Annotated in this window: 16 protein-coding genes, 1 tRNA gene and 1 other RNA gene; 6 read left to right on the top strand and 12 right to left on the bottom strand. The window is 67.5% G+C overall.

Annotated features, from left to right (window positions below; translation table 11 throughout):
- Window positions 1-4: 4 nt before the first annotated feature.
- Window positions 5-1,531, bottom strand: a complete 1,527-nt coding sequence (gene hutH / locus AC069I_RS37190) for a histidine ammonia-lyase (RefSeq protein WP_478226759.1) — start codon at window positions 1,529-1,531, stop codon at window positions 5-7.
- 339 nt (window positions 1,532-1,870) lie between these two features.
- Between hutH and AC069I_RS37185 the strand changes: the two genes are divergently transcribed.
- Window positions 1,871-2,656 (top strand): IclR family transcriptional regulator, encoded by a 786-nt coding sequence (locus AC069I_RS37185; RefSeq protein WP_478226758.1) that lies wholly within the window; start codon window positions 1,871-1,873, stop codon window positions 2,654-2,656.
- Here the strand turns inward: AC069I_RS37185 and AC069I_RS37180 are convergent.
- The 3 genes from AC069I_RS37180 to ssrA form a co-directional block, all read right to left on the bottom strand.
- Window positions 2,644-2,859, bottom strand: coding sequence for a hypothetical protein (locus tag AC069I_RS37180; RefSeq protein WP_125680489.1), 216 nt, complete (start codon window positions 2,857-2,859; stop codon window positions 2,644-2,646). The two genes, AC069I_RS37185 and AC069I_RS37180, sit on opposite strands and share 13 nt — an antisense overlap.
- Window positions 2,860-2,994: 135 nt before the next feature.
- Complete coding sequence (locus tag AC069I_RS37175; RefSeq protein WP_478267444.1) at window positions 2,995-3,732, bottom strand: alpha/beta fold hydrolase; 738 nt, start codon at window positions 3,730-3,732, stop codon at window positions 2,995-2,997.
- A 156-nt stretch (window positions 3,733-3,888) separates the two neighbouring features.
- Window positions 3,889-4,261, bottom strand: a transfer-messenger RNA (tmRNA) gene (ssrA, locus tag AC069I_RS37170).
- 155 nt (window positions 4,262-4,416) lie between these two features.
- Here ssrA and AC069I_RS37165 point away from each other — a divergent pair.
- The 5 genes from AC069I_RS37165 to AC069I_RS37145 all read left to right on the top strand — a co-directional run bounded on the left by AC069I_RS37165 (window position 4,417) and on the right by AC069I_RS37145 (window position 8,658).
- Window positions 4,417-5,094: a sensor domain-containing protein gene (locus AC069I_RS37165; protein WP_478267443.1), complete on the top strand. Its 678-nt coding sequence runs from the start codon at window positions 4,417-4,419 to the stop codon at window positions 5,092-5,094.
- The gene (locus AC069I_RS37160; RefSeq protein ID WP_478226755.1) at window positions 5,091-6,230 is read left to right on the top strand and encodes a sensor histidine kinase; all 1,140 of its coding nucleotides are present in this window, start codon (window positions 5,091-5,093) and stop codon (window positions 6,228-6,230) included. The genes AC069I_RS37165 and AC069I_RS37160 overlap by 4 nt, the downstream gene beginning before the upstream one ends.
- Window positions 6,231-6,282: 52 nt before the next feature.
- A complete protein-coding gene (locus AC069I_RS37155; RefSeq protein WP_219145731.1) occupies window positions 6,283-6,924 on the top strand; it encodes a response regulator transcription factor in 642 nt (213 codons plus the stop codon).
- Window positions 6,925-7,005: 81 nt separating this feature from the next.
- Window positions 7,006-7,239 (top strand): hypothetical protein, encoded by a 234-nt coding sequence (locus AC069I_RS37150; RefSeq protein ID WP_340684285.1) that lies wholly within the window; start codon window positions 7,006-7,008, stop codon window positions 7,237-7,239.
- Window positions 7,240-7,332: 93 nt separating this feature from the next.
- Complete coding sequence (locus AC069I_RS37145; protein ID WP_478267442.1) at window positions 7,333-8,658, top strand: acyltransferase family protein; 1,326 nt, start codon at window positions 7,333-7,335, stop codon at window positions 8,656-8,658.
- Here AC069I_RS37145 and AC069I_RS37140 read toward each other — a convergent pair.
- The 8 genes from AC069I_RS37140 to AC069I_RS37105 form a co-directional block, all read right to left on the bottom strand.
- On the bottom strand, window positions 8,648-9,544 hold the full coding sequence (locus AC069I_RS37140; RefSeq protein WP_478226693.1) for an amidohydrolase family protein: 897 nt from the start codon (window positions 9,542-9,544) through the stop codon (window positions 8,648-8,650). The genes AC069I_RS37145 and AC069I_RS37140 overlap by 11 nt on opposite strands.
- Window positions 9,541-10,023 (bottom strand): SsrA-binding protein SmpB, encoded by a 483-nt coding sequence (smpB, locus tag AC069I_RS37135; RefSeq protein ID WP_340684288.1) that lies wholly within the window; start codon window positions 10,021-10,023, stop codon window positions 9,541-9,543. The genes AC069I_RS37140 and smpB overlap by 4 nt, the downstream gene beginning before the upstream one ends.
- Before the next feature lie 51 nt (window positions 10,024-10,074).
- Window positions 10,075-10,968, bottom strand: coding sequence for a permease-like cell division protein FtsX (gene ftsX / locus AC069I_RS37130; protein WP_340684289.1), 894 nt, complete (start codon window positions 10,966-10,968; stop codon window positions 10,075-10,077).
- Between the two features lie 51 nt (window positions 10,969-11,019).
- Window positions 11,020-11,709, bottom strand: coding sequence for a cell division ATP-binding protein FtsE (gene ftsE, locus AC069I_RS37125; protein ID WP_005168409.1), 690 nt, complete (start codon window positions 11,707-11,709; stop codon window positions 11,020-11,022).
- Between the two features lie 135 nt (window positions 11,710-11,844).
- The gene (gene prfB / locus AC069I_RS37120; RefSeq protein WP_219145734.1) at window positions 11,845-12,948 is read right to left on the bottom strand and encodes a peptide chain release factor 2; all 1,104 of its coding nucleotides are present in this window, start codon (window positions 12,946-12,948) and stop codon (window positions 11,845-11,847) included.
- A gap of 66 nt (window positions 12,949-13,014) precedes the next feature.
- Complete coding sequence (locus AC069I_RS37115) at window positions 13,015-13,515, bottom strand: PadR family transcriptional regulator (RefSeq protein WP_125789207.1); 501 nt, start codon at window positions 13,513-13,515, stop codon at window positions 13,015-13,017.
- A 274-nt stretch (window positions 13,516-13,789) separates the two neighbouring features.
- A tRNA-Met gene (locus AC069I_RS37110) sits at window positions 13,790-13,863 on the bottom strand.
- Window positions 13,864-13,946: 83 nt separating this feature from the next.
- Window positions 13,947-14,540 (bottom strand): TetR family transcriptional regulator, encoded by a 594-nt coding sequence (locus tag AC069I_RS37105; RefSeq protein ID WP_478226907.1) that lies wholly within the window; start codon window positions 14,538-14,540, stop codon window positions 13,947-13,949.
- Window positions 14,541-14,625: the final 85 nt, after the last annotated feature.

Raw genomic sequence — 14,625 nt, 5'->3', positions numbered from 1 at the left:
GGGCTCAGACCTCCAGTTGGGCCGCGGCGAGGACGGCACCCGACGCGACGAGTTCTTCGGCGGCGGCGATCTCCGGCGCCAGATGACGGTCGGGGCCGGGGCCCTCGACCTTGGTGCGGACGAGATCCCGGACCCGGCCGGTGACCGGCGACGGGACCAGGGGCGCGCGCATGTCGAGTGCGCGCGCGGCGGTGAGCAATTCGATGGCAAGGACGGTGTTGAGGCCTTCGACCGCCTTGCGCAGCTTGCGCGCGGCGGACCAGCCCATGGAGACGTGGTCCTCCTGCATGGCGCTGCTCGGGATCGAATCGACCGACGCCGGCACCGCGAGCCGCTTGAGCTCGCTGACCACGGCCGCCTGCGTGTACTGGGCGATCATGTGGCCGGAATCGACGCCGGGGTCGAACGCGAGGAACGGCGGCAAGCCGTGCGAGCGGGCCTTGTCGAGCATGCGGTCAGTGCGGCGCTCGGCGATGCTGGCGACGTCCGCGAGCGGAATCGCGAGGAAGTCGAGCACGTACGCGACCGGGGCGCCGTGGAAGTTGCCGTTCGACTCGACGCGGCCGTCGGACAGCACGACCGGGTTGTCGACCGCGGAGTGAAGCTCACGCTCGGCGACGAGTTCGGCGTGCGTGAGGCTGTCGCGGGCTCCGCCGTGCACCTGGGGCGCGCAGCGGAGGGAGTACGCGTCCTGGACGCGGTTGCAATCGGGGCCGCGGTGGCTCTCGACGATCTTCGAGTCCTGAAGCGCCGTCCACATCCGCTGGGCACTCAGCGCCTGGCCCGGATGCGGGCGCAGCGCCTGGAGGTCGGCCGCGAAGGCGCGATCGGTGCCGAGGAGCGCTTCGACGCTCATCGCCGCGGTGATGTCGGCGGTGTCGAGCAGCTTGCGAAGGTCGGCCGCGGCCAGCAGGAGCATGCCGAGCATGCCGTCGGTCCCGTTCGTGAGGGCGAGGCCCTCCTTCTCCGCGAGAACGACGGGCTCGATGCCAGCGTGCTTCAGCGCTACGCCCGCCTGAACGACTTCGCCGTTGTACTCGACTTCGCCCTCTCCCATCAGCGCGAGCGCGACAGCGGCGAGAGGCGCGAGGTCACCGGAGCAGCCGAGGGAGCCGTACTCGTGAACGAGCGGGGTGATCCCGGCGTTGAGCAGGGCCGCAAGCGCTTGCGCGGTCTGCGGCCGGATGCCGGTGTACCCGCTGGCGAGAGTGCGGAGGCGCAGCAGCATCAGCGCGCGCACGACCTCGGTCTCCACGACCGGGCCCGCGCCCGCCGCATGCGACCGAATCAGCGACCGCTGGAGCGCGGTGCGGCTCTCGAGCGGGATATGCCTAGTGGCGAGCGCCCCGAAGCCCGTCGAAACGCCGTACGTCGGCGTCTCGGCGTGAGCGAGGTTGTCGATGTGCTGACGCGTCGTGGCGAGGTTCTTCTCGGCCGCTTCGCTGACCGCGACGGGCGAGTGGTCACGGGCGACCGCGACGACCTGTTCGGGCCGAAGCGGTTCGGAGCCCAGAAGTACGGTTTCCGGCATAGCCCCATTGGACAACGCCATGCCCGCTGGTGGGCGGCGCCAACCGGTGGTTGTGTCTGGTATCCAAGACACTCACGGTGGGAGCAAGGGACCTTTGCTACCGCGGCAGCGGAGGGTGTGTGGAAATAGAGACGTTGAGTGTCCCTATTTCCACACACCCCGTACTCCGCGTAGCGATGCGTACCGACCGTGTGGGTTTCGGGACGTCAGATGTCCCAAAACCCACACGGTCACCTGCGAAAAGAGAGCAAGGGACCTTTGCTCCCGCTTGTCTCAACATTGAGAGAAGCGGGAGCAAAGGTCCCTTGCTCCCCCGCCGAAGCGAAACAGGAGGTCGGCATGGGTGAGAGCAGCGAGGTCCCGGCTCTGCGACGCGGCCTCGGCATCCTTCGCGCCCTCGCCGCGCGGCCGGGTCCGGTGTCGGCGGCCGCGATCGCGCGCGAACTCGGCCTCCCGCGTTCGACGACGTATCACCTGCTCGCCGAACTGGAGGCCGCCGGTTTCGTGACGCACTTGCCGGCCGAGCGCCGGTACGGCCTCGGCATCGCCGCGTTCGAGCTCGGCTCGGCCTACCTGCGGCACGACCCGCTGGAGCGGCTCGCGCTCCCGCTCCTGCGCAAACTCGCCGACCGCGTCGGCCACACCGCGCATCTGGGCGTGCTTCACGGCAACGAGTCGCTCTACCTGGTCAAAGAGCGTCCCACCCGCCCGGAAACCCTGGTGACGGAAGTCGGCGTCCGGCTGCCTGGCCAGCTCACGGCTTCGGGCAGGGCGATGCTGCGGCATCTGCCGTCACCGCACGTCCGCGCGCTCTTCCCGAACGCGGCGGCGTTCGTGCTGCGCACCGGTCGCGGCCCGCGCACCCTCGCCGAACTGCGCCGGACGCTGAACGCGGAGGGCAGGCTCGGCTGGGCGGTCGAAGACGGGCACGTCACCGAAGGATTCGCCTCGGTGGCCTGCCCGGTCTTCGACCACGGCGGCCGGCCGATGGCCGCGATCAGCGTGACCCTCCGCCACCTCTGCCCGGGAGCCGAGGGGTGCGAGGAGACTTGGCCGGACCTCGCCGAAGAGGTCCGGCTGACCGCGGCCGAACTGACCACCCGGATCGGGGGTCAGATGCGCTGAGCGTGCTTCTTCTGGACTCCCTCGAGCCCGAGCATCGCCAGCAGTTCAGCACAGTCGAGGGCATCCGAAGCGTGCCCTGCGACGGTTCGTGCGGCTCTGCCGTTCTGCAGCGTGAGGCGGACTTCTTCCTCCGCTCGCACACCGGCCATCCGGCTCTGGTCTTCAGCGGGGTCGGGACGACTGGAATGCCTAGCCCAGGTCATCTGCCACCTTCTTCCGGCCCTCCGGCGACACGGGGTCGTTTCGAAAGAGGGCCATGGTCGGACACTCAGCATGACATCCCACTCCGCGACAGTTCCCGGCGCGGGTGAATTGAGACAAAAAAGATCTAGATTTCGCTACTCTGCGTGATTCAGAAAAGACTCGAGCCGGGTATTGAACGGCGCACCCGTGTCCGGCACCAAATGCCCCATCCCCCGCACGATCTCGCGGCGCGCACCGGTCCCGTCCGCGATCGCGTCGGCGATGATCTCGTACTCCGGCCGGTGGTCGCCGGTGATCGCGAGCATCGGGAAATCCGCGGAGGCCAGCGCGTCGAGCGGCAGCTCCGCATCTCCCGGCGGCCGCATCCCGACCAGCGCGCGAGCGCCACGCCGCAGGGTCTCCGGCACCGGATCGGGAATCGGCAACGGCACACCGGCTAGCGGAAAGAAAGCCTTGAACACTTCGCGAGGATCGTCGAGCGGCCCTTCGAGAAATCTCCGCAGTTCGGCGTCCCACGCGTCGACGACCTCGTGACCACGAACGACCCCAGCCGCGGGCGGATCGACAACGGTGAGGGTCCGGACCATCTCCGGCCGCCGCGCGGCGGCGAGCATCGCGACGACCGCGCCATACGACAGCCCGACCAGATGCGCGGGCTCGTCGAGCACCTGCTCCGCGATCAACTCGGCGTCGACTGCGAAATCCTGTACGCCGTCCGGCGATTCGCCGTGGCCCGGACGGTCCGGCGCGAGCAACGTCCACCGCTCGGTCAACGGGCGCTGAGCCCGCCACGCCTCCCGGCCCCCGAGCAACACGCCGTGCACGAGAACGACTCGCGGACCGGATCCCCACCGATGGACATGAAGCCGCATTTCCCGAGCCTATGGGGTTCTCAGGAGTAGAGCCCGCCCCATCGGGCACACTCCGCGAGGATCACTTGGCGTCGGCGGACGCGACCCGCACTGCCGAGCCGACCGACACGCAAAGAAGCGGCCCCACCCCTCAGGGGCAGGGCCGCTTCGGCGAAACGGTGGAGGTGCCGGGAATTGAACCCGGGTCCTCTGGCGCATCACCAGGGCTTCTCCGTGCGCAGTCCGCTATGTCTCTACTTGGCCCCTTCAGTCACGCGAACAAGCTGAAGTGACGGGCCCAGCCACTGTTTGTTTCCCGACCACACCCCGTAGCCGGGTGTAGCGGTAAGCCTCCTAGCTGATGCCGGTGACCGGGTCGGAGGCGACCCCGGACCGACAGAGTTGCTCTACTGCTTAGGCAGCAAGAGCGAACTCGCGCTGGCTCTTAGGCTCGGCGCTTATTGGTTTGCGATGACGCTTACGGTGGTCTCTCGCCTGCACCGGCACGCTTCTCCTGATTCAACGTCCAAAGTCGAAACCGTTCACCCCCTTGGTGGGACACAACCTGTACATCATAACTCGATCGGCAACCGGGTTATTCCCGCAGGTGGGGCTAGCCCCACCTGGGAGATGCCCGTGAGCACCATGTCGGCGAGCGCGCGCGAGCGCGATGCTGGTCTCCTCGCACCAGAGAGGAGCACGACCATGAGCTCGCTAGCGGCCGAGCGGGAGCTGAGCAGGTCCGATCCGTCGTTCGGCGGCTCGCTGGTCTACCTGCTGATGAACCTGCCGATGGGTGTCCTCGCCTTCGCGCTCCTGATGTCCTTCATCTCGGCGGGCATCGGCACGGCGGTCGTCTGGATCGGGCTGCCTATCCTCGCGCTGGTGATCCTGTCGGTCCGCGGCGCGGCCCGGATGGAACGCGCCAGGGTGTACGCGCTGCTCGACCGCTACATCGACCTGCCGTATCTCCCGCTGCCCATCGCCGGTCAGTCCGTGCGCTGGAAGGCCCGGCTGAAGGACGGCTCGACCTGGCGCGACCTCGCCTACTTCTTCTTGCTCTTCCCGCTCGGGATCGTCGAGTTCATCCTGGTCACCGTGTTCTGGTCGACCAGCCTCGGCCTGGCAGGCCTGCCGATCCACTACCGCTTCCTTCCCGGCGGCGAGTACCGCTTCCCGACCTGGGAAAACGCGTGGTTCACCGTCGATTCGACGGTCTCGGCACTGCCTTGGGCGGCGCTCGGAGTGCTCTGCATCGCGCTGTCGGTAGCGTTGACGAAGGCGCTGGCCGGGATGCACGCCCGGCTGGCGACGGCGCTGCTCGGGCCGACCCACGCCCAGCGCCGCCGTCTGGAGGATTCATGGGGCGAGGTTCACGGATGACGATCGACCAGCAAGTTCAGCAGGTGGGGATTCCGCGACCTCGGCCGTTGCGGTCGATCGTCTACATGATCGTCAGCTTCGTGTTCCGGCTCCTCCAGTTCGTTCTCATCGTCGTCGGCCTGGCGGTCGGCATCGCGACGGCGGTGGTGTGGATCGGCTTCCCGATCCTCATGGCCACGACCAGCTTCATCCGCTGGTCCGCCGACCGCGAGCGGGGCTGGGCGCGCACGATGCTCGAGACTCCGCTGGAGCCGGTCGAGCGCCTGCCGGTCGAGGGGCTTTCGCTGGTCAAGCGCTGGCTGACCCGCTTGACCGACGCGACGACGTGGCGCGACCTCGCCTACCTGATGGCGGCGTTCCCGCTGGCATGTCTGGAACTGCCGATCGCGATCGCGTCGATCGTGTTGCTGCCGATGGCGATCTGGGTGACCCCGTGGGTCGGGTGGCTGCACGGCAACCTGGCGTACTCGCTGCTCGGACCGAACCGCGCCGCGAAGCTGGAGCAGAAGGCCGAGCGACTGCAGGCGTCGCGGGCTCGCGGTGTCGACGCCGCCGAGGCCGAACGCCGCCGCATCGAGCGGGACCTGCACGACGGTGCCCAGCAGCGCCTGGTCGCCGTCGCGATGAGCCTCGGCCGCGCGAAGTCGAAGTTCGACCAGGACCCGGACGCGGTGCGCGAACTGATCGACGAAGCACACCTCGACGCCAAGCTCGCGGTGTCGGAACTGCGTGATCTCGCCCGCGGGATCTACCCGGCCGTGCTCGGCGACCGCGGTCTCGACGCCGCCTTGTCCGCGCAGGCCGCGAAATCGCCCATCCACGTCGACGTCGAAGTGGACGTCGAACCGCGGCCGCCCGCCGCGGTCGAGACGACGGCCTACTTCATCGTCGGCGAGACGCTGACGAACATCGCGAAGCACTCGGGAGCGACCGAAGCGGGCGTGAAGGTGTGGCGCACCGAGTCGATGGTCATCGTCGAGATCACCGACAACGGGCACGGTGGCGCCGAAGTCCGGCCAGGTGGCGGCCTCGCCGGGCTCGCCGACCGGGCGGCCACGATCGACGGCGTGATCACCGTCGTCAGCCCGCCCGGTGGCCCGACGGTGATTCGCGCGGACCTGCCGTGCCAATGGTGACCCGCTCGTGAGTGAATAGGCTCTGCCATTCACTCACGACGCTGGGGGCAGCATGCGGGTTGTCATCGCCGAAGACGCGGTTCTGTTGCGCGCGGGGGTGATCCGCCTGCTCGCCGACGAGGACATCGAAACCGTCGCCGCCGTGGACAACGGCGACGATCTGCTGGTCGCGGTCAAGGAGCACCGGCCGGACCTCGCGATCGTCGACGTGCGGATGCCGCCCACCTTCACCGACGAGGGCCTGCGCGCCGCCCTGGGGGCCCGCGAGGTCATCCCGGGCCTGCCCGTTCTCGTGCTCTCCCAGTACGTCGAGGAGAGCTACGCCGTCGAGCTCCTGTCCGGCGGCGCGGGCGGAGTCGGCTACCTGCTCAAGGAACGCGTCGCCGACGTCGGGGATTTCCTCGACGCGGTCAAGCGGGTCGCCGGCGGCGGCACGGCCATCGACCCGGATGTCATCGCGCAGCTGATGGCCCGGGGCCGCAAGAACCCACTCGACGCGCTCACCGCCCGCGAGTCCGAGGTGCTGGGGCTGATGGCGCAGGGCCTGTCGAACACCGCGATCGCGAACTCTCTCGTCGTTTCGCACGGCGCGGTCGAGAAGCACATCGGCAACATTTTCGCGAAGCTCGGCCTCGAAGCGAGTTCGGTGGAACACCGCCGGGTCCGCGCGGTGCTCACCTACTTAGGACGCTGAAGTAGCTCTTGGTGGCGAAGCCGTCACTCACCTAACATGAGCAGACTGTAGGTGGGTGACGCGCCGAACCGAGGAGGACCCATGACCGACAGGCCCTCCCACAGCGCCCGTTTCTTCGGCGGCCCTCTCGACGGCCGCGTCCAGGAACTCGGTGACACCGAGCCGGTCGCGGGCACCGTCCTCAAACACGTCCATCTGCACGACGGGCCGAAGATCGAGACCCGCTACGAACTCGGCCTCGCCGAGGACGACTGCTGGGAATTCCGGCTGTGCTCCGCCCCGCTCCCGGAGCCCGAGACCGACGGCGTGGGGTAGGGAAAACTCCACCTCCCGAGGGCGAAAACAAGAAGAGCGATACGGCGGCCCGCACCGCTGTTTTCGCGACCCCGAAGCACCAGGCTCTTTTCCATGCACACGAGCCAGAAGCAGGGCCGGGACAGGTTCCTGGACATCGTCCGAGCGGTCGCGATCCTCGCGGTCGTCGTCCAGCACTGGGGTATGCCGGTGCTCTCGTACGCCGACGGCCACCTCTCCACCGGGAACGCCCTCGCGACGCCCGGCTGGTGGGTCATCACCTGGCTCAGCCAGGTCATGCCGCTCGTCTTCTTCGCCGGCGGCGCGGCGAACCTGATCTCGTTGAACCGCGCGGAAAGTTCCCGTTCCTGGCTCGCGGCCCGCCTCAAGCGCCTGATGATCCCGGTACTGCCGCTGGTGGCCGTCTGGCTGTTCGTCCCGGACATTCTGCGCGGGATGGGCATACCGGAGCAGCCGCTGCAGGTCGGCGGAGCGATCGCCGCGCAGCTGCTGTGGTTCCTGGCCGTGTACGTGCTCACCGTGCTGCTCACCCCGCTGCTGGCCGCCGCGCACCGGCGCTGGGGCCTCAAGGTCCCGCTCGTGATGCTCGCCGCCGCCGTCCTCGTCGACGTCGCCCGCTTCAACGACCTCGGCCTGATCGGTTTCGCGAACGCGATCTTCGTCTGGATGGCCGTGCACCAGCTCGGTTTTCACTACACGCAAGGCCGTCTCGGTTCGCTGAGCCGCAACGCCGCGCTGGGCATGGCGGGCACCGGCTTCGGTATCACCGCGCTGATGGTCGCCTTCGGCCCGTATCCCGCGAGCATGATCGGCATGCCGGGCGCCCCGGTGTCGAACATGAGCCCGCCGACCGTGCTGCTGGCCTTCCTCGCGATCGGCCAGATCGGGCTCCTGCTGGCCTTCAAACCGCAGCTGAACGCCATGGCCACCCGGCCGGGTCTCGACGCCGCGCTGAAGTGGATCGGCCCGCGGTTCATGAGCGTCTACCTGTGGCACATGCCGGCGCTGATCGTCGTCTCCGGTGTCGCGGTCTACGATCTCGGTTACGAAACCCCCGAACCGGGTTCCGTCCTGTGGCTGACGATGCTCCCCGCGTGGCTCGGCGCCTGCGGGCTGGTGCTCCTCGGTCTGCTGCGGATGTTCGCCCGCTTCGAAACGCAGGGTTCCGGCCCCGCGTCGACCGCCCACACGCCTCAGCTCGTGGTGGCCGGACTGGCGATCGCGGGCGGCCTGCTCGGCCTCGCCGCGCACGGTTTCGCCCCGCTGAGCGACGGTCTCGCCCAGGGTCCGGCGCCGTGGGTGGCGCTGGCGACGGGCGGATTCCTCCTGGCGGGCAAGCAGATCCAGGTTTCGGAGCTGGGGACGCGGTTGCTCGGCCGCGCCGTTTCGGTCACCGAGGTGGCCCAGCTCAAACGCTGAGCAGTTTCGCGGGGGTGTCGTGCAGCACCGCCCGCAGGAACGGCTCACCCAGGCGATCGTCGGCGGCCCAGCCGGCGATCGCCTGCAGCTGTGTGGCGTACGAGTACGGGATGTTGGGGAAGTCGGTGCCGAGCACGACGCGGTCGGGGAATTCGGCCAGCAGGTCCGTCCAGTCCGGCGGGAGCGGGTTGCCGCGCGAGGTGAACTCCACCCCGACCATCGTGGTGTCGAGGTACACGCGCGGATATCTCCTGGCCAGCTCGAACGCGAAGTCGATCTCCGGCATGCCGGCGTGCGCGAGCACCAGTGTCAGACCGGGATGCCGGACCAGGATCTCCTCGAACAGCCGTAGCCCGGTGTAGGCGCCCTTCAACGGACCGTGTCCACAGTGGACGACCACCGGGACACCCGCGTCCGCCAGCGCGCCCCAGACGCCGTCCAGCAGCTCGTCACGCGGATCGTAGGCGCCGACCTGGACGTGCGCCTTGAAACAGCGGGCGCCCGCGCGCAACGCACCGTCCACAACGGACAGCGCGGACGGCTCCGGGTAGAAGGTGCCGGTCGGCACCGCCTCGGGGACGCGTTCCGCGAACTCCAACGCCCACGACGTCAGCCATTCGGCCATTCCCGGCTTGTGCGGATAGACCAGCGGCGCGAACCTGCGCACACCGAACGAGCGCAGGGTTTCGATCCGTGCTTCTTCCGGCGTGCGGTAGTGCACGGGCCAGGCCATGCCGTAGTGCTCTTCGGACTGGTCGAAGTAGGCCCACACCTTGTCCATGACCTGCTTCGGCAGGAAGTGCAGGTGCAGATCCACGAGCCCGTCGATGCCGAGCGCCGAGATCCAGCCGGGGATCTCGGCGTCCGAAGCGGGCCCGTGGATCAATCGTTGTACCGGCCCTTGAGCGCCCGGCCCATGGCCCGGCTGATGGTGCGCTGCGCGTCGCGCTTGGCGATGTCCTGCCGCTTGTCGTAGGACTTCTTGCCCTTCGCCAGCGCGATCTCGACCTTGACCTTGCCGTCCTTGAAGTACATCGACAGCGGGACGAGCGAAAGGCCGCTCTCCTTGGTCTTGCCGATGAGCTTCTCGATCTCCTGGCGGTGCAGCAGCAGTTTCCGGGTGCGCCGCGGCGTGTGGTTCGTCCACGTGCCCTGCACGTACTCCGGGATGTGCACGTTGCGGAGCCAGACCTCGCCGTCGTCCACCGTGGCGAACGCGTCGGCCAGTGATGCCCGTCCTTCACGCAGGCTCTTCACCTCGGTACCGACGAGCACGAGACCGGCTTCGTAGGTGTCGAGGATGGAGTAATCGTGGCGAGCCTTGCGGTTCGACACGATCACCTTGTGTCCACGTTCCTTGGGCATAGCGGCGACTCTACGTGAGTTTCTGTGTTCGGGCAGGTGGTTATCGGGCGGCTAGTGGCGCACGTACAGGCGCAGCGTCACGTAGCCGGTGATCGCCGAAATGACGATCGAGACGGCGAGCAGGATCGGCGCCACCGGGAACAGCAACTCGAGCATGCCGACCGCGGGGAACACGTCTCCCGTGAGCACCAAGTCGAGCAACAGCACCTTGGTGAGCACGAGGAAGACGATGCCGATGATCGCACCGACCAGGCCGGCGACCACCGCCTCCAGGAGGAACGGCAGCTGCGTGTACCAGCGGGTCGCGCCGACCAGCCGCATGATGCCGACCTCGGTGCGCCGGGTGAACGCCGACACCTGGATCGTGTTGGCGATCAGCAGCAGCGCGGCGATGGCCATGATCAGCGCGGCGCCGAAGGCCAGGTTCCGCACACCGTTGAGCGCGTTGAACACGCGGTCCAGTGCCTTCTGCTGGTCGTCGACCTTGCTGACGCCCGGTTTGCCGGTGTACTCCTGGATGATCGCCTGGCTGCGCTCGGGGTTCTTCAGCTTGACGTGGAGCGACGCGGGCAGCGCCTCCGGCCCGGTCAGCGCGAGCAGTTCCGGCTGGCTCTCGAACATCTTCTTGAACCGCTCGTAGGACTGCTCGCGGTTCTCGAAGACGACCGACTCGACGCCTTCGTTGCCCTGAAGCTCCTGCCGCAGCGACTGGCAGGCGGACTGCGAGCAGTTCGGGTCACCCGCGCTGATGTCGTTGACCAGATAGACCGAAACCTCGACGTCGGCGAGGAAGTTGGCCTTCATCTTGTCGATCGTGCCGACGGCCAGCAGACCGAAGCCGAGCATGGCGAGGGAGACCGCGGTGGTGAGGATCATCGCGATGGTCATCGTGACGTTCCGGCGCAAGCCGGTGACTACCTCGCTGAAGACGAAACTGGCGCGCATCGGGGTTGATGTCCCTTGGAAGTCGTGGGTTACGGAGGAGGGCGGGGCCGGTCAGCGGCCGATGCCGTAGACGCCTCGGGCGTCGTCACGGATGACCTTGCCGAGCTGGAGCTCGACGACCCTTCGCCGCATCGAGTCCACGATCGAATGGTCGTGGGTGGCCATCAGCACCGTCGTGCCGGTGCGGTTGATCCGCTCCAGCAGCAACATGATGTCCTGGCTGGTGTCGGGGTCCAGGTTCCCGGTCGGCTCGTCGGCGAGCAGCACGAGCGGGCGGTTCACGAAGGCGCGGGCGATCGCGACGCGCTGCTGCTCACCACCGGAGAGTTCGTTGGGGAGACGGTCGGCCTTGCCGTCGAGGCCGACGAGTTCGAGCACCTCGGGCACGACCTTGCGGATCGTGGGCCGCGGCTTGCCGATGACTTCGAGCGCGAAGGCGACGTTCTCGGCGACGGTCTTGTTCGACAGCAGACGGAAGTCCTGGAAGACGCAGCCGATGGTCTGCCGCAGCCGCGGCACCCGGCGACGGGCGAGCTTGGCGACGTCGAAGTTGGAGACCATGACGCGACCCTTGCTCGGCACCTCTTCGCGCAGCAGGAGACGCAGGAAGGTCGACTTCCCGGATCCCGAGGGACCGATCAGGAAGACGAACTCGCCTTTGTCGATCTCGACCGACACCCTTTCGAGGGCGGGACGGGTCGAGGTCTTGTAGACCTTGGAAACCTCTTCGAGCCGGATCACGGTTCGGCATACTACCCATGCCCATCGTTAAGCCCGGGTAGCCCGGTCCCGGCGGCCAAGCGAGCAAGGGACCTTTGCTCTCACTCTCTTCCGGAAAGTGACAGCAAAGGTCCCTTGCTCTCTCACGCAGGGTTGTTACGCGGCTCCGGACTGCTTGCGCCAGCGGATGCCGGCCTCCAGGAAGCCGTCGATCTCGCCGTCGAGCACGGACGACGGGTTGCCGACCTCGAACTCGGTCCGCAGGTCCTTGACCATCTGGTACGGGTGCAGCACGTAGGAGCGCATCTGGTTGCCCCAGCTGGAGCCGCCGTCCTTGAGCGCGTCCATCTCGGCGCGCTCCTCCTCCTTCTTCCGCTGCAGCAGCCGCGCCTGGAGGACCTTCATCGCGGCCGCCTTGTTCTGCAGCTGCGACTTTTCGTTCTGGCACGAAACGACCACGCCGGTCGGGATGTGTGTGATCCGCACCGCCGAGTCCGTCGTGTTCACGCTCTGCCCACCGGGACCGGACGAGCGGTACACGTCGACGCGGATGTCCTTCTCGGGGATGTCGACGTGGTCGACCTCCTCGACCTCGGGCATCACCTCGACGTGCGCGAAGGAGGTCTGGCGGCGGCTCTGGTTGTCGAACGGCGAGATGCGCACCAGCCGGTGCGTGCCCTGCTCGACCGAGAGCGTGCCGTAGACGTAGGGCGCGGTCACCTTGAAGGTGGCGGACTTGATGCCCGCTTCCTCGGCGTAGGAGATGTCGTAGACGTCCGTCGGGTAGTTGTGGCGCTCGGCCCACCGCAGGTACATCCGGAGCAGCATCTCGGCCCAGTCTGCCGCGTCGACGCCGCCCGCTTCGGACCGGATGGTGACCACGGCGTTGCGCGGGTCGTATTCACCCGACAGCAGGGTGCGGACCTCGAGCCCGTCGATGTCCTTGGTGAGCGCCGTGAGCTCGGACTCGGACTCGGCCACGCTGGCGGAGTCGCCCTCGGCCTCGGCCAGTTCATAGAGGACGCCCAGGTCGTCGAGCCGCTGCCGCAGCTCGGAAATGCGTCGCAGCTCACTCTGCCGGTGGGACAACTGGCTGGTGACCTTCTGCGCCGCTTCGGGGTCGTCCCAGAGGTTCGGGCTGGATGCCTGTTCCTCCAGCTCGGCCACCTGGGCACGCAGCGCATCCAGGTCCATCACCGACTCGATCTGCGTCAGCTTGCCGGCCAGGTCCTTCAGTGCCGCATCGAACTCATCACTCACGTCGGCCAAGGTTACGGCAAAACCCACGACCGGTTGCGGGGAACCGGCCGTGGGCACCTGTCCGGGTCAGGACTGGGGGATGGAATCCAGCAGTTTCAGCGCGGCTTTCGCCTGCGCCTGCGCGAACTCGGCGACGGCTTTGGCGTACGGGCCGTCGGCGGCCTTGGTGGCGACCTTGGCCTCGTCGAGCTGCTGGGTGTAGCTCGCGCGGGCCGACTCGAGCAGGGCCGAGCGCTGCTTGACCGTCAGCGAACCGGCGTGCACGAGACGCAGGATCAGCGGGCTGCGGAGGTGGTCAGGACCGGCTTCGGAGGTCAGCCACGTCTTGAACGCCTTCTTGCCCGCCGCGGTGATGAGGTACTGCTGGCTCGACCGCGGGCCCTGCTTGCCGAGGCGGACGAGGCCCTCCTTCGACAAGGCGGGGAGCTCCCGGTACACCTGGCTGCGGGTCACGCTGAAGAAGGCGCCGAAACGCTCACCCGCCCCCGCGACCAGTTGCCCGCCCGTGGCGGGACCGTCGTGGAGAAGACCGAGCAGTGCGGCGGCTGTTGCATTCAATTCGGACACGTCCTCTACGGTCCCACTTTTCGGAACCTGTGTCCACTGTGGTCAACACATCTGTCCATTGTGGCTAGTGATATGCGCTCATTCGGCCCAACGCACTACGCCTGTCCACAATGGACCGAACACGCTACGCAACCGGCCTCCGCCACGGACAGCGGTACCCGCCCCACGGACCAACGACGGAAGTGATCGCCCCGGAGGGCGCGCTCGATACGAAACAGGAAAAAAGGAGGCGCGGGTCTGCGATTTCCGCAGACCCGCGCCTCTTCTTCATCTGTAGCGGGGACAGGATTTGAACCTGCGACCTCTGGGTTATGAGCCCAGCGAGCTACCGAGCTGCTCCACCCCGCGTCGTTGTGTCAATAGATTACATGGGGGCGAAACCGACTTTCAGGCGGGTACCCCTAACTTCCCGAAGCGCCTTTGACCAGCCGTTATGGCAAGACTTTGTCATCCAGCCAGCCGAAGACGCCGTTGAGCACCATGGTCAGCCCGTCGGCGAACCTGCCCTCGACGTCCTCATCGAACACCCAGGCCGTGGGCGTGGCGTCATAGCGCGGGTCCCGTTCGCCCGGAACCGGGTAAACGGCCTGCTCTTCGATGGTGAAACCGACTACGTAGCTGTAGACGGTGAACAACGCTCGTCCGGCCAGGTACGGTTCGAGCCCCGCGTCGACACGCCCTTGAAACGGATTGTCACCGAGAAGGCTGTCGTCGGTCATGAAAGTCCCTGCGAACACCTTCGCCCCGTCACGGTAAGCGAGCATCATCCGGCGCAAAGCCCGTGACGCCAGCTCGAGAGTCTCGCGCTCCCCTGTCCCTTCGGGAACGCGGCCCGGCATCGCGTCCGCGTACATCCGCGTCGCCATCTCGTCGAGCAGCTCCTGCTTGTTCTTCACATGCCAGTACAGCGCGGGCGCCTTGACGCCGAGTTCCTGCGCGATCAGGCGGAGCGTCAGCCCGTTGAGCCCGACGTCATTGAGCAGCCGAAGCCCGGCACGGACGATGTCCTGCCTGGTCAGACCCACTTTCATCCCTCATTCCAGCGGAAGCGCCTTGACAATTTAACGATGTTAAGGGCACGCTGACCACAGGTCAATTTAACGTCGTTAA

Source organism: Amycolatopsis sp. NPDC043885 (genome assembly GCF_056435685.1).
Note: the sequence above shows the minus strand (reverse complement) of the source record. Positions and strands in the feature narration are given on the sequence as shown.

Bases quoted from the DNA above. Each gene is read 5' to 3' on its own strand.
- hutH (WP_478226759.1), bottom strand. From the start codon at position 1,531: ATGCCGGAAACCGTACTTCTGGGCTCCGAACCGCTTCGGCCCGAACAG.
- AC069I_RS37185 (WP_478226758.1), top strand. From the start codon at position 1,871: ATGGGTGAGAGCAGCGAGGTCCCGGCTCTGCGACGCGGCCTCGGCATC.
- AC069I_RS37180 (WP_125680489.1), bottom strand. From the start codon at position 2,859: ATGACCTGGGCTAGGCATTCCAGTCGTCCCGACCCCGCTGAAGACCAG.
- AC069I_RS37175 (WP_478267444.1), bottom strand. From the start codon at position 3,732: ATGCGGCTTCATGTCCATCGGTGGGGATCCGGTCCGCGAGTCGTTCTC.
- AC069I_RS37165 (WP_478267443.1), top strand. From the start codon at position 4,417: ATGAGCTCGCTAGCGGCCGAGCGGGAGCTGAGCAGGTCCGATCCGTCG.
- AC069I_RS37160 (WP_478226755.1), top strand. From the start codon at position 5,091: ATGACGATCGACCAGCAAGTTCAGCAGGTGGGGATTCCGCGACCTCGG.
- AC069I_RS37155 (WP_219145731.1), top strand. From the start codon at position 6,283: ATGCGGGTTGTCATCGCCGAAGACGCGGTTCTGTTGCGCGCGGGGGTG.
- AC069I_RS37150 (WP_340684285.1), top strand. From the start codon at position 7,006: ATGACCGACAGGCCCTCCCACAGCGCCCGTTTCTTCGGCGGCCCTCTC.
- AC069I_RS37145 (WP_478267442.1), top strand. From the start codon at position 7,333: ATGCACACGAGCCAGAAGCAGGGCCGGGACAGGTTCCTGGACATCGTC.
- smpB (WP_340684288.1), bottom strand. From the start codon at position 10,023: ATGCCCAAGGAACGTGGACACAAGGTGATCGTGTCGAACCGCAAGGCT.
- ftsX (WP_340684289.1), bottom strand. From the start codon at position 10,968: ATGCGCGCCAGTTTCGTCTTCAGCGAGGTAGTCACCGGCTTGCGCCGG.